This is a genomic window from Streptomyces sp. NPDC005070 (genome assembly GCF_053600395.1).
On the sequence record NZ_JBSFZS010000004.1, the window covers coordinates 36,021 to 50,478 of the forward strand.

The following is a 14,458-nucleotide window of genomic DNA, read 5'->3' on the forward strand; positions in this document are numbered from 1 at the left end:
GTTCATCGGGTGGCTCACAGTGAGGTACCCGACGTGCCCGACGGGAAGATCCCGGACCCCGGCCAGGTTCGTAGAAGCGTGAACAACACCGGGGTGAATGCGCGCGAGGTCGATGTGGTCGTCGTCGGAGCCGGTCAGGCCGGTCTGGCCGCCGCCTACCACCTGCGGCGCACCGGCTTCGAGCCCGAGCGCGACTTCGTCGTGCTCGACCACGCGCCGCACCCGGGCGGGGCCTGGCAGTTCCGCTGGCCGTCGCTGACGTACGGCAAGGTGCACGGGATGCACTCCCTGCCCGGCATGGACCTCACGGACGCCGACCCGGACCGTCCGTCCTCCGAGGTGATCTCGGAGTACTTCGCCACGTACGAGAGCACCTTCGGCCTGCCGGTGCACAGGCCGGTCGACGTCAGGTCGGTCCGGGAGGGGACCGGCGGGCGACTGCTCGTGGAAGCCGGCGACCGTACGTGGTCGGCGCGGGCGCTGATCAACGCGACGGGTACCTGGGACCGCCCGTTCTGGCCCCGCTATCCGGGCCAGGAGACCTTCCGCGGGCGGCAGTTGCACACGGCTCAGTACCCCGGCCCCGCGTGGTTCGCCGGGCGGCGCGTCGTCGTCGTGGGCGGTGGCGCCTCCGGTACCCAGCATCTGATGGAGATCGCCTCACACGCGGCCGCGACCACCTGGGTCACCCGGCGTCCCCCGGTCTTCCGCGAGGGACCGTTCTCCGAGGAGTTCGGGCGGGCCGCCGTCGCCCTCGTCGAGGAGCGGGTCCGGCAGGGGCTGCCGCCGAAGAGCGTGGTCTCGGTCACCGGGCTGCCGCTGAACGACGCGATCCGTCAGGCGCTGGCCGACGGCGTGCTGGACCGGCGGCCCATGTTCGAACGGATCACCCCGGACGGCGTGGAGTGGGCGGACGGGGTGCGCGCGGACGCGGACGTGATCCTGTGGGCGACCGGGTTCCGGGCCGCCATCGACCATCTGGCGCCGCTGCGGCTGCGTGAACCGGGCGGCGGCATCCGGGTCGAGGGAACGCGCGCGGTCGCCGATCCGCGGATCCACCTGGTCGGTTACGGGCCCTCCGCGAGCACCATCGGTGCCAACCGGGCGGGCCGGGCTGCCGTACGGGACATCAGGCGGTTGCTGGCGGACACGCCGGTCGCCGTGTGACGCCCCCGTACGCCTGTCAGTTCGTGGGAATGACCGTGGGACTGGCCGTGGTCACGACCGTGGGACTGGCCGTGGGCGTGGGCGTGGCCGTCGGCGTGGCCGTGGGGGTCGCGGCGGACGTGACCGCGGGTGACACCCCCGGCGTGATCGACGGTGTGACAGCGGCGGAGGCCACGGGCGGAACCGTGGGTGACGCCGGGGACGTGACCGCGGGAGAGGCCGACTGAGGGAGCGTGGACGAGGCCGCGGGGGACGCGTTCTTGTGGTGCCGCCGGTTGAACTCGGCCACGTTGCGCTGGTGTTCCGCGTAGTCGGCCGTGAAGCGCGTGTCGCCCGGCTTGACCGTGACGAAGTACAGCCAGTCGCCCGCGGGCGGGTTGACCGCGGCGCGCATCGCCTCCTCGCCGGGGTTGGCGATGGGCGTGGGCGGCAGGCCCATGCGCCGGTACGAGTTGTACGGACTGTCGAGCCTGGTGTCCGCCTCGCTCGTGCTCAGGGTGGAGCGGTTCAGCGCGTAGTTGATGGTGGAGTCCATCTGCAGCGGCATACCGCGTGCCAGGCGGTTGTAGACGACCCGGGCCACCTTGCCCATGTCCGCCTCGGTCGCCGCCTCCGCCTGCACGATGCTCGCGACGGTGACCGCCTGATAGACGTTCATCGCGTTGCGCTGCGCACCCGCCGCGATCGGCGCCCCGTTGAACCTCTTGTTCGCGGTGTCGACCATGAACGTCAGCAGGGACTCCGGGGTCGCCTTCTCGCCGATCGGATAGGTCGCCGGGAAGAGATAGCCCTCGGGGTTGCCCCTGGCGTCGTTCGGAAGCTTGAGGCGGGCCTTCCCCAGGGACTTCTTGGTGGTTCCCGCGGGGACCCGGAGGGCCTTGTCCACGGCCGCGTAGATCTGTCCGGAGCGCCAGCCCTCCGGAACGACGAGAGACGTCGGCCGGGCGTCGTCCCCCATGCTCAGCAGCGGCACCGCCACGGCGGTTGCCGCCACGACGGCGCCGGTCGCGATCAGGGCGACCCGGCCCCGGCGCGTCAGTCGGATCGTGCTCCGTGGCGGAGTGTTCGTCTGCATAACGGGCACGGTAACGCGCTAGTGCCCACAAACCCGGCATATCGTCATCTTGTCGGCTCCAGTTGGGCATCCCGGTGGACGAGAGCGGCGTAGCGCCCCTCTTGCGCCAGCAGTTCCTCGTGCGTGCCGCGCTCGACCGCGCGGCCCGATTCGAGGACGACGATCTGGTCGGCGCTCCGGATCGTGGACAGCCGGTGCGCGATGGTCAGCGTGGTGCGGTTGGCCGACAGGGCGTCGATGGCCTCCTGGACGGCATGCTCCGTACGGGTGTCCAGGGCGCTGGTCGCCTCGTCCAGGATGAGGACGGGAGGGTCGCGCAGGATCGTCCGGGCGATGGCGAGGCGCTGCTTCTCGCCGCCCGAGAACCGGTGGCCGCGTTCACCGACGACCGTGTCGTACCCGTCGGGCAGCGACGCTATGTGGTCGTGGATCTGGGCCGCCCGCGCCGCCGCGTGCAGTTCCTCGTCGGTGGCGTCCGGCTTGGCGAAGCGCAGGTTCTCGGCGACCGAGGCGTGGAAGAGGTACGTCTCCTGGGAGACGACGCCGACCGCGCGCGCGAGGGTGTCGAAGTCGAGGTCCCGGACGTCGACCCCGTCGAGGGTCACGCGTCCACCCGTGACGTCGTACAGCCGGGGCACCAGATAGCTGAGCGTCGACTTGCCGGAGCCGGTCGGACCGACGACGGCGAGGCTGCCGCCGGCCGGGACGGTGATGTCGATGCCGTCGAGGATCGGGGAGCCCTTGTCGTCGTAACGGAACTCGACGTCCTCCAGGCGGATCTCGCCCTTGACCTGGTCGAGGTGGACCGGGTTCTCGGGCTCGGTGATGTCGATCGGCAGGTCCAGGTACTCGAAGATGCGCTGGAACAGCGCCAGCGAGGTCTGGATCTGCACACCGGTGGACAGCAGGCTGACCGTCGGCCGGAACAGGCCCTGCTGGAGCGAGACGAAGGCGACGAGCGTGCCGATCGATATGGAGGGCCCGCCGAGCTGAAGGGCCACGCCGGCGGTCCAGTAGATGAAGGCGGGCATGCCGGCCATGACGATGCCGATGACGGACATCCGCCAGCGCCCCGCCATGTTCGACCTCACCTCGAGGTCTACGAGACCTTCGGACTCCTCCGCGAAGGACTTCGTCAGCGAGTCGGCCCGGCCCATGGTGCGCCCGAGCAGGATGCCGCTGACGGACAGCGATTCGGTGACGGTGGCGGCCATCTCCGCCATCTGCTTCTGGCGCTGGGTGGTGATCTTCTTGCGTTCGTCGCCGACCCGGCGGCTGATCCACACGAAGGCCGGCAGCAGAAGCAGGGAGACGACGGTCAGGCGCCAGTCGAGGGCCACCATCGCGACGATCGTGGCGATCACGCTCGTGAGGTTGGAGACCAGCGAGGTGGCGGTGGACGTGACGGTCGCCTGCATGCCGCCGATGTCGTTGGCGATGCGGGACTGGACCTCGCCCGTGCGTGTCCTGGTGAAGAAGGCGAGCGACATGCGCTGGAGGCGGCCGTAGACCGCCGTGCGCAGGTCGTGCATCACGCGCTGGCCGACGGTCGTGGAGATCAGTGTCTGCAGGACACCGAAGACACCGCTCAGGACGGCGCTCGCGATCATGCCGAGCGCGAGCAGGGTCAGCAGGCCCGTACGCCCTTGCGGGATCGCGGTGTCGAGGATCGCCTTCAGCAGGAAGGGCGTGGCGACGCCCACGAGGGAGGCGGCGCCGACCAGCATGCCGACGACCGCGAGGCGGCCGCGGTAGGGCCGGAAGAGACTCAGGATGCGGCGCACCTGCCGTGGCTGTTGCCTGTCGACAGGTGGCGGGCTCCAGGTGGACTGTTCGGGGCGCAATGGACTCCTAGGGAGACGGGAGGACAGAGATGCCGATGACGACAGGGACATCGGCAAGGATCCGACGACTGACGGACCCCAGCTCATTGTTACCTATACTCACAATGAACGGCATCCTGATATTGTTCCCGCATGAGCACCCCCGATGCCGACGGCCTGCTCGCCGAGCAGTTGCTGCGTCTGACGCGACGCGTGCACCGCATCCAGAAACGCCATCTGGAGCAGCGCGAGCTGGGCATCACCCCTGCCCAGTCCCGGCTCCTGCGCACCCTGGCGCACTACGCCTCACCACCCCGTATGGCCGATCTCGCGGAACGCCTCGAAGTGGTGCCGCGTGCCGTGACCACGCTGGTCGACGGCCTGGAGGCGAGCGGCAAGGTGCGCCGGGTGCCCGATCCCACCAATCGCCGGGTGATCCGTATCGAGGTCACGGACGAGGGCCGTAAGGCGCTGCGCGAGCTGCGCGCCGCGCGCCGCGGCGCCGCGGAGGAGATCCTGGCTCCATTGACGGACGAGCAGCGCGAGGTGCTCGGCGGGCTGCTGGACACCTTGGTGGACGGCATGCCGCGGGCGGACCACCGGTGCTGAACGGGCTCGGGGCGGTGCGTCGCCGCTGAGGCGACTCAGGGCGGAGCGGACGCTTCCGGGCCGGCCGGGCACACCCGGGCCGGTCGCGCACACCACACCTGAGGCCGGTCGGGCACACCGGACCGGCCGGGCACGACAGGCACACCGCGCCGCCGTCGGTCAGCCGAGCGTGTGAGGAGTGGTCCGCTGTGCCTCTGCTGGAGCCCGACCCCGACACACTGCGTCCCGGCGCGCGCCCCGACGCCCCGGCGGCCGACCGGGTCCCGGAGGACCGGGCCGGTGGGACTCCCGAACCCCTGCGCGGCGACCTGATCGCCCTGCTCGGCGCCGAGAAGGTGCTGACCGGGATCTCCGACCTCGTGCGCTACGCCTCCGACGCCAGCCCCTACCGCTTCGTGCCGCGGGTCGTCGTGGTCCCCGAGGACCTCGACGACGTCTCGGCGGTGCTCTCGTACGCCCACGGCAAGGGCCGCGAGGTGGTGTTCCGCGCGGCCGGGACCTCGCTCAACGGCCAGGCGCAGGGCGAGGACATCCTCGTCGACGTCCGCCGGCACTGGACGGGCGTCGAGGTCCTCGACGGCGGAGCGCGGGTCCGGATCGCTCCGGGCACGACCGTCGCCCGCGTGAACGCCGCGCTCGCCCGGCACGGGCGCGTGCTCGGCCCCGATCCGGCGAGCGCGGTCGCCTGCACGGTCGGCGGCGTGGTCGCGAACAACGCCTCCGGTATGACGGCGGGCACCACCCGCAACGCCTACGTCACTCTGGCCTCGCTCATGTTCGTCCTGCCGTCCGGCACGGTCGTCGACACCGCGGAACCCGACGCCGACGAGCGGCTGGCCCTGGCGGAGCCGGACCTGTGCACCGGACTCATGGAGCTCAAGACCGAGATCGAGGCGGACGCCGGGCTGGTCGACCGCATCCGCGCCAAGTACGCGATCAAAAACACCAACGGGTACCGACTGGACGCGTTCCTCGACGGCTCGACACCCGCCGGGATCCTGCGCGGTCTGATGGTCGGCTCGCAGGGCACCTTCGGCTTCATCTCGGAGGTCGTCTTCGACACCCTGCCGCTGGACCGCCGGGTCTCCGCGGCGCTGCTGTTCTTCGGCTCGCTGCCGGCCGCGGCCGCCGCCGTGCCCCTGTTCACCGCGGCCGGCGCCTCGGCCGTCGAGCTGATGGACGGCAACACCCTGCGTGCCTCGGTGGCCGTCGACGGCGTGCCCGGGGACTGGGCCGGTCTGCCGGGTCCGACGACCGCGCTGCTCGTCGAGTTCCGCGCCCCGGACGAGGGGGCACAGGAGGCGTACGAGGAGCGGGCCCGCGCGATCCTTGAGGGGCTTTCCCTGGTGTCGCCCGTGCCGTCGGTCACGAACTCCTTCACCCGTGACCAGCGGACCGTGGCCGGCTACTGGAAGGCCCGCAAGGCATTCGTGACGGCGGTCGGCGGCGCGCGTCCGTCCGGTACGACGCTGATCACGGAGGACTTCGCGGTACCGCCCGAGCGGCTCGCCGAGGCCTGCGAGGCGCTGCTGGAACTCCAGACCCGGCACGGTTTCGACGCCGCCGTCGCGGGCCACGCCGCCCACGGCAACCTGCACTTCCTGCTGGCCTTCGACGCCTCCCGGACGGCCGACGTGGAGCGTTACGCGGCCTTCATGGACGCGTTCTGCCGGCTCACGGTCGAACGCTTCGACGGCTCACTCAAGGCCGAACACGCCACCGGACGCAACATCGCGCCCTTCCTGGAGCTCGAATGGGGGCCCAGGGCGACGGAGTTGATGTGGCGCACGAAACGGCTGATCGACCCGGACGGCGTCCTCGCCCCGCGCGTCGTGCTCGACCGCGATCCGCGTGCGCACGTACGAGGTCTGAAGACCATCCCGCGCGTCGAGGCGATCGCCGACCCGTGCATCGAGTGCGGCTTCTGCGAACCGACCTGCCCCAGCCGGGACGTGACGACGACACCGCGCCAGCGGATCGTGCTGCGCCGCGAGTTGATGCGCCAGGCCGACGGCTCGCCCGTGGAGAAGGGACTCCTGGAGGCGTACGGATACGACGCCGTGGACACCTGCGCGGGCGACTCCACCTGCAAACTGGCCTGCCCGGTCGGCATCGACACGGGCGCTTTGATGAAGACGTTCCGGCACGCCCGGCATTCGCCGCGCGAGGAGAAGGCGGCCGCGCTGGCCGCGCGGCACTTCCGGGCCCTCGAGGTCTCCGCCCGGCTGGCCGTGGCCGCCGCGGACCGGATCGGCGACCGGCGGGTGAACGCTGTGACGCGGGCGGTACGCAGGGCCGTACGCCCCGATCTCGTGCCCGAGTGGCTGCCGCGCATGCCCGGAGCCGCGCCCTCCGCCATGCCCCGCACCGGGCGCGTGGGGGCCGTCGCCGTCTACTACCCGGCGTGCGTCAACCGCATCTTCGGCGGCCCGGGAGACGTGTCCCTGGCGCGGGCCGTCGTCGCGGTCTCCGCACGCGCGGGAAGACCCGTGTGGATTCCGGACGATGTGCGCGGAACGTGCTGCGCGACGATCTGGCACTCCAAGGGGTACGACGCCGGCAACGCCGTGATGGCCAACCGCGTCGTCGAGGCGGCGTGGGGCTGGACCGCCGGCGGCAGACTGCCGCTCGTCGTGGACGCCTCGTCGTGCACGCTCGGCATCGCGCGCGAGGTCGTACCGTATCTGACCCCGGACAACCGTGAGTTGCATGCCGAGCTGCGGGTCGTCGACTCGGTGGTGTGGGCGGCGGAGGAACTCCTCCCCCACCTCACCGTGCACCGCACCCTCGGCTCCGCGGTCCTCCATCCGACCTGCTCCATGCGGCACTTGGGCGACGAGGCCGAGCTGCGCGCAGTCGCCGAGGCCTGTGCGGACGAGGTGGTGGTGCCCGACGACGCCGGGTGCTGCGCCTTCGCGGGCGACCGCGGCATGCTCCACAGGGAGCTCACCGAGTCGGCCACCCGCGAGGAGGCGGCGTACGTGACCTCACGCGACTTCGACGCGCATCTGTCGGCCAACCGCATGTGCGAGGTGGGCATGGATCACGCGACGGGCCGCTCCTACCACTCCGCCCTGCTGGCGCTGGAACACGCGACCCGCCCCGGCGCCGGGGCGGCCGACCGGTCCTCCTGAGCCGGCCGGTGATCAGGCCTCGCCCGGCTCAGCAGCGGGCGCGGTCCTGCGTGAGCGTCCCTTGCACCGTGACCAGGGAGCGGTCGTAACAGCCGGCCGAACCGTGGCGCCGATAGCGCTCGCTCGTCGTGGCGACCGCGTGCCGCTGGTCGCGCGGCACACCGGTCGTGTAGGCCGCGTCGCCCGTGTAGGTGTCGTCGAGCCGTGACCACGTGGTGGGCCGGCCGCCCGACTTCTCGGTCACGGTGGCCCGGTCGCCGAGCGTCAGCACGGTCCGCAGCCGGGCGTCGGCGCCGAGGGTCGTCGTGCCGTCCATCGTGTACGTGCGCCGGGTACGCGTCGTCGTGGCCGGTCCGCGTCCGTCGACGGTCACCACCTCGTCGTCGGTCCACGTCGCCTCCAGGCCGTCCGTGTTCTCCCCCTCGGTCCAGCGGTGCGTGGAGTTGTTGGCGAGGACCCGGCCGACCGTCGTCAGCACCCGGCCGTGCGAGGTGTCGAGATACCCGGCGACCGTCAGCCGGTGCCCGCCCACGGTGTCGACGCGGTTCTCCGAACCGGGTGTGTACGTGGCCGAGTCGGTGAGGTCGCCCGCCTCGGCCCGGACGAGCCCGCCGCTCACCCGGGCGCGCCCCGCGTCCTGTCGGACCAGCACGTTGACGGGCAGACTCCAGCCGGTCCGCCCCTCGGGAACGCCCACGACGGAGACGTCGATGCGGTGCGGGCGCCCGTCGTTGAGGAGTCCGGCGAACGGGGTCAGGTCGTACTCGACGGGTCTGACCGCGAAGGCGCGGGGCGCCGGAATCACGTACCAGAGGAAGGGGTTGGACCAGCCTCCGGTCCACACCGTCGGGAACGGCTCGGCGATTCCGGCGAGCCGGCCGTCGACCTTGATCTGCACCTCACGGTAGGGGCCGTCGCCCGCCTTGCAGGAGTACGGTGCCGCCTCCGGGACCGTCATGTACCAGACCTCCTCGCAGCCGCCACCGGACCCGGTCGCGTACACCTCGGCGATCACGCGCTCACTGTTGCGCGGGGTCGTCAGGGTGCCGTCCTGGAGGGTCAGGACACGGTCGGGGGTCACGGCGGGCCTGCCCGCGTAGAAGGTCAGCGTGGCCTTGACGTCGAGGACCCCGGTGTACGTGTCGTCGACGACGGTCCCGATGAGCATCTCGACGTCCTGGCTCCGCCGGAACGTGTCGCTGTAGCGGGTCACATCCGTCTCGACGGACCACTCGATCCCGTCGGGCGACGGCTCGGGCGTGGACGTACGGAGAATCTCCACCCCGCCGACGTGCAGATAGCCGAGGCGGTCGAACTGACGCCCCTTGACCTTGCCTTCGAGTCGGAGCACGACCTTGCTCCAGCGGTCGCCGCAGCCCGACGGCGGGGCGTAGGTCCCTGTGTAGGGCGTGAAGTCGCGGAACTGCGCCTCGGCGAGCGTCACTTCGCAGGACTTCGCGGACGGCCTGCCGACGGGCGGGGCTGCGGTGACGGGGTCGTGCCAGTCGCTGCCGAACTCGGCGGGCACGTCGGCCGACCGGGCGACGGGCGTGGACGCGCCCTCCGCGACGGACGCGGTGGCCGCCGGAGCCGGGCCCGCCCCGAGAAGGGTGCTCGCCGCCCACACCAATCCGGCGAGCATGGACATGATGACCGGTCTCTTCATGTGCGGTGTTCTACGGGGCCGCCGAGCCGTCCGCAATGGCGCACCGGCGCCTCCCGGCCAACGCACCCGGGTCCGCTAGGCCTTCAGATCCGCCTTGTCCCCCATCACCACCACGGGATGCTGCCGCGGGTCGAGTGTGCGCAGGAGGTACTCCATGCCCTCCTTGGGCAGACTCACGCACGCCGACGTGCCGCTGCCGTGGTCCATGTGCAGCCAGATGCCGCCGCCCTTGTCGTCGCCCCAGGGCCGGGTGGGATCATCCGGCGGATTGCCTTCGAGGCGGTTGTAGTCGATGGCGATGACGTAGTCGAAGTCGTGCCAGTACGACTCGGGCCAGTCGTGCGGAGCCTGGTACGTCTCCGACTGCGTGTACGGCAACAGGGCACCCGGGTCATCGAGCACGCCACCGGCGTCGCTGAGCGTGAACACGCCGACGGGGCTGCGCTTGTCGTCCTCGTGATGGTCGGTGGTCCAGCCCTTCTTCCCGTTGTGCGCGGCCCAGACACTCGTCTTCTCCCAGGCCGTACCGGACTTCGTGTACAGCACGGCCGTGGAGTCCGCGGAGTCCTCGCCCTCGCCGTACACCGCCAGGACCTGCCGCGAGTCGGAGGGGATCTGCCGCTGGAGCCGGTCACCCACATCGGGGATGCGCGTCGGGTCGACCGCGGGCGCACTCGTACGAGCGACCTCGCCGCGGGATCCCGAGTGGCCCTTGGCACCGCTGCCGTTGCCGCTGTCGCCCTCCGCGCCACCGCAGGCCGAGAGCGCGAGCACGACGGCCCCGCAGACCATGGCCGCGAGCCCCGTGCGCATCGCACCGTTCTTTCGCATGCCGCCCATCCTCGCATCACGTATCGGGCGAATCGCCCTTCTCTCCCGTACCGGCCAGTCGCGGCCGCCCCGGTCCGGTTCCTTGCGGCGGGACGTAAAACCGTTTGCTTTCGACCACGCTGCGACGCGAACCTGTCACGGTTTGCTGCCTGCCCCGGCCGGACGGCTGCCGACATCCGGAACACTCTCCATCGCCTGACACGAGCCACTGGGACGTCATGCAGATCCAAGACCTTCCGTATCCCGACCCGGGTGTGCCCGACGCGCGCTCAGGTCCCCGATTCCTGTGGTGGCTCGGGCGGAATCAACTCGGCGGACAGTTCAAGGCCCTGGCCTGGGGTCTGCTGCACTTCCTCGCCGTTTCCGCGCTGCCGTTCTGCGTCGGTCTGGCCGTCCAGTCCGTCATCGACCGTTCCGGCACCCGGCTCGCCCTGACCGGCGCGCTGATGGCCGTGTGCGGCGCGTGCATCGCCGTCGGCGAGCTCATGCTGCACCGCACCGCGGTCACCAACTGGATCACCGCGGCCGCGCGCGTCCAGCAACTGCTGGCCCGCCGGACCGCGCTCCTGGGCTCCGCGCTGACGCGGCGCGTCGCGGCGGGCGAGGTGGTCTCCGTCTCCACCGGCGACGTCGAGAAGATCGGCTGGTTCGTGGAGGGCGTGTCCCGGTTCTCGGCCGCCGCCGTGACGGTCGTGGTGGTCTGTGTCGCCCTGGTCGTCTACCAGCCGGCCCTGGGCGTGCTCGTCGCCGTGGGCGTACCCGTGCTGGCGTTGGCCGTACTTCCGCTGCTGCCCCGGGCCACCCGGCGTGCCGACTTCCAGCGGGAGAAGGCGGGCCGTGCCACCGAGCTGGCCTCCGACACCGTGGCGGGCCTGCGGGTACTGCGCGGCATCGGTGGCGAGGAGCTCTTCCTCGACCGCTACCGCCGCGCCTCCCAGGAGGTGCGCAGGGCCGCCGTGCGCAGCGCGCGCATGTGGTCGGCGATCTCGGCGATCCAGGTGCTGCTGCCCGGTCTGCTGATGATCGCCGTCGTCTGGCGCGGTGTGGAGCTGGCCCGGGACGGCCGGATCGAGGTCGGTGAACTGGTCACCGTGTACAGCGCCGTCATGCTGCTCACCTACCCTTTGCGGCATTTCGAAGAGATCGCCATGGCGTATTCCTTCTCGCGTCCGTCGGCCAAGCGCGCGGCCCGGGTGCTGTCCCTGGAACGGGCCATCGACAGCGGCGGCTCCCTCGCCGCGGAGGTACCGCGCGGCGACCTGTACGACCCGGTGACCGGTCTGCTCGCTCCCGCGGGCCGCTTCACCGCCGTGGTGTGCGGGGACCCGGACGCGGCGGGACTGCTGGCCGAGCGGCTCGGCGGCCACCCCTCCGAACAGGGCGACGAGGGTCGCGTCGAGGACGGGCCGAGGAGCACCTCGGTGGTCCTCGGGGGCGTACCGCTGGACGAGCTGCCCCTGGAGTGCGCCCGCACCGCCGTCCTCGTCCAGGACAAGGACCCGGTGCTGCTGTCGGGCACTCTGCGCGAGCTGCTCGACGTGCCCGCGTCGGGTCTCGTGAGCGCCGAGGCCGCCCTGTCGGCGGCCCAGTGCGGCGACGTGCTGGACGCGCTCACCCAGGGCTCGCTCGACACCGAGGATCCGATGGACGCGCGCGTCACGGAACGCGGGCGCTCCCTGTCCGGGGGCCAGCGCCAGCGGCTCGCACTGGCCCGGTCCCTGATCACGGACCCGGAGGTACTCGTCCTGGACGAGCCGACGTCCGCGGTGGACTCGCACACCGAGGCCCGGATCGCCGACGGAGTGCGCTCCCTGCGCACCGGGCGCACGACCGTGGTCTTCACCTCCTCACCGCTGCTCCTGGACCACGCGGACCGGGTCGTCCTGGTCCACGAGGGCGAAGTGGTCGCGGTCGGCGCGCACCGCGAACTGGTGCACGGCGAACCGCGATACCGAGCCGTGGTGACCCGCGAGACCGAGGAAGAGTCCGCCGCCGAGGCCGCGAACCGCACCGCACTCGTCCCGGTGGTCTCTGACGGTGAGACCACCCTCGGCACGGTGACCGTGAACGACGAAACCGCTCTCGGCACGGTGACCGCGGACGACGCGGCCGTTCTCGACGGCGTACTGGAAGAGATCGAGGAGACCGCATGATCGGCGTGGCCCCACCGGCGTACGACCCGGCCGCCCCGACGACGGCGAACACGCTGCCCGTCGGCGCGCCCGCGACCGTGCGCGCCTACGTGACCGAACTGTTCCGACGGCACCGCAGAGCCTTCCTGCTCCTCGTCGCCGTCAACACCGTGGCCGTCGTGGCCTCGATGGCCGGGCCCTATCTGCTGGGCTCGGTCGTCGAACGCGTCTCGGACCACGCGCGCGACCTCCATCTGGAGGCCACCGCCGCTCTCTTCGTCGTCGCGCTCGTGGTCCAGGCCGTGTTCGTGCGGGAGGTGCGGCTGCGTGGTGCCATGCTCGGCGAGCGGATGCTGGCCGACCTGCGCGAGGACTTCCTCGTACGGTCGGTGGGTCTGCCGCCCGGCGTCCTGGAACGGGCCGGGACGGGCGACCTGCTGTCCCGCATCACCACGGACATCGACCGGCTCGCCAACGCGATGCGCGAGGCCGTCCCGCAACTGGCCATCGGCGTGGTGTGGGCGGCCCTGCTCCTCGGCGGACTCGCCGTGACCGCCCCCGTGCTCGCTCCCGCCGTCCTCGTGGCCGTTCCGGTGCTGGTGATGGGCTGCCGCTGGTACTTCAAACGGGCGCCCGCCGCCTACCGCTCGGAGGCGGCCGGCTACGCCGCCGTCGCCGCCGTCCTCGCGGAGACGGTCGACGCCGGGCGCACCGTCGAGGCGCACCGACTGGGCGGGAGCCGCATCGAGCTGTCGGACCGCCGCGTCCGGGAATGGACGGCCTGGGAGCGCTACACGCTCTGGCTGCGGTCGGTTCTCTTCCCGGTCGTCAACATCACGCATGTGACGGTGCTCTGCTCGGTCCTGATGATCGGTGGGTGGCTCGCCCTCCAGGGCTGGATCGGGGTGGGCCAGCTCACGACGGGTGCCCTGATCGCCCAGATGCTCGTCGACCCGGTGGGACTGATCCTGCGCTGGTACGACGAGCTGCAGGTCGCCCAGGTCTCGCTGGCGCGGCTGGTCGGTGTCCGGGACATCGAGCCCGCCGCGGGCGACCCGGACGTGAAGCCCGAGGGACGCGACGTCCACGCCGACCGGGTGCACTTCGGCTACCGCGCGGGGGTGGACGTGCTCCGGGAGGTCTCCCTGGCGGTGCCGCCCGGGACCCGGCTCGCCCTGGTCGGCCCGTCCGGCGCGGGGAAATCCACCCTGGGCAGACTGCTCGCCGGGATCTACGCGCCCCGGGACGGCCGCATCACCCTCGGCGGCGCCGAGCTGTCCCGGATGCCCGCGGAGGAGGTCCGGGCGCACGTTGCCCTGGTCAACCAGGAGCACCACGTTTTCGTGGGCTCCCTGCGCGACAACCTGCTGCTCGCCGTCCCCCACGCCCGGCAGCAACAGAACGAGGAGCAAGATCAGGAGCAGGCTCAGGGGCAGAAGCAGGGGCGGCAGGCTCCAGCTCCGGAAGGGACTCAGGCACCGACCCCGACCCAGGCGGAGCATCAGGGCGAAGGCGCCGCCTCCATGGACGCCCGGCTCTGGGCCGCTCTCGGCGCGGTCGACGCGGCCGGCTGGGCGCGGGCGCTGGACGACGGTCTGGACACCGAGGTCGGCTCGGGCGGGTTCGCGCTCACTCCGGCCCAAGCCCAGCAGATCGCGCTGGCCCGGCTGGTCCTGGCCGACCCGCACACCCTGGTCCTGGACGAGGCGACCTCGCTCCTGGATCCGCGCGCGGCCCGCCATCTGGAGCGCTCTCTGGCCCGCGTCCTCGACGGCCGCACCGTCGTCGCCATCGCCCACCGTCTCCACACCGCTCATGACGCGGACGTCATCGCCGTCGTCGAGAACGGCCGCATCAGCGAGCTCGGCAGCCACGAGCAACTGGTCGCGGCGGACGGCGCGTACGCGGCACTGTGGAGGTCCTGGCACGGGTGAGCGGGGTGCCCTGCCGGGGCCTGTGGCGCTGCTGGTCGGCCCCTGTGGCGTTGCGCGGTGCCGAAGGGGGGTGGAAGGCTGGATGTG

At 71.8% G+C, this 14,458-nt stretch carries 8 protein-coding genes and 1 pseudogene; 5 read left to right on the forward strand and 4 right to left on the reverse strand.

Features of this window, described 5'->3' with window-relative positions; translation table 11 throughout:
- The first annotated feature begins 78 nt into the window (after positions 1-78).
- Positions 79-1,167, forward strand: coding sequence for an NAD(P)-binding domain-containing protein (locus ACWEBX_RS02465; protein WP_451883137.1), 1,089 nt, complete (start codon positions 79-81; stop codon positions 1,165-1,167).
- A 238-nt stretch (positions 1,168-1,405) separates the two neighbouring features.
- Here the strand turns inward: ACWEBX_RS02465 and mltG are convergent.
- Together mltG and ACWEBX_RS02475 are read right to left on the reverse strand one after the other, a co-directional pair.
- Positions 1,406-2,242, reverse strand: a pseudogene (gene mltG / locus ACWEBX_RS02470) (endolytic transglycosylase MltG); the annotation flags it as partial.
- 44 nt (positions 2,243-2,286) lie between these two features.
- The gene (locus tag ACWEBX_RS02475) at positions 2,287-4,137 is read right to left on the reverse strand and encodes an ABC transporter ATP-binding protein (RefSeq protein ID WP_451883041.1); all 1,851 of its coding nucleotides are present in this window, start codon (positions 4,135-4,137) and stop codon (positions 2,287-2,289) included.
- An 81-nt stretch (positions 4,138-4,218) separates the two neighbouring features.
- On the opposite strand from ACWEBX_RS02475, the gene ACWEBX_RS02480 reads away from it, so the two are divergent.
- Positions 4,219-4,674, forward strand: coding sequence for a MarR family winged helix-turn-helix transcriptional regulator (locus ACWEBX_RS02480; RefSeq protein WP_451883042.1), 456 nt, complete (start codon positions 4,219-4,221; stop codon positions 4,672-4,674).
- 188 nt (positions 4,675-4,862) lie between these two features.
- On the forward strand, positions 4,863-7,808 hold the full coding sequence (locus ACWEBX_RS02485) for an FAD-binding and (Fe-S)-binding domain-containing protein (protein WP_451883043.1): 2,946 nt from the start codon (positions 4,863-4,865) through the stop codon (positions 7,806-7,808).
- Between the two features lie 28 nt (positions 7,809-7,836).
- Here ACWEBX_RS02485 and ACWEBX_RS02490 read toward each other — a convergent pair whose 3' ends face one another.
- Entirely contained in the window at positions 7,837-9,474 is a 1,638-nt protein-coding gene (locus ACWEBX_RS02490; protein WP_451883044.1) for a peptide-N4-asparagine amidase, read from the reverse strand.
- Positions 9,475-9,549: 75 nt separating this feature from the next.
- Positions 9,550-10,305: a L,D-transpeptidase family protein gene (locus ACWEBX_RS02495; protein ID WP_451883045.1), complete on the reverse strand. Its 756-nt coding sequence runs from the start codon at positions 10,303-10,305 to the stop codon at positions 9,550-9,552.
- A gap of 218 nt (positions 10,306-10,523) precedes the next feature.
- Here ACWEBX_RS02495 and ACWEBX_RS02500 point away from each other — a divergent pair, with 218 nt between their 5' ends.
- Positions 10,524-12,458, forward strand: coding sequence for an ABC transporter transmembrane domain-containing protein (locus ACWEBX_RS02500; protein ID WP_451883046.1), 1,935 nt, complete (start codon positions 10,524-10,526; stop codon positions 12,456-12,458).
- Positions 12,455-14,371 (forward strand): ABC transporter ATP-binding protein, encoded by a 1,917-nt coding sequence (locus ACWEBX_RS02505; RefSeq protein ID WP_451883047.1) that lies wholly within the window; start codon positions 12,455-12,457, stop codon positions 14,369-14,371. The genes ACWEBX_RS02500 and ACWEBX_RS02505 overlap by 4 nt, the downstream gene beginning before the upstream one ends.
- Positions 14,372-14,458 lie beyond the last annotated feature (87 nt).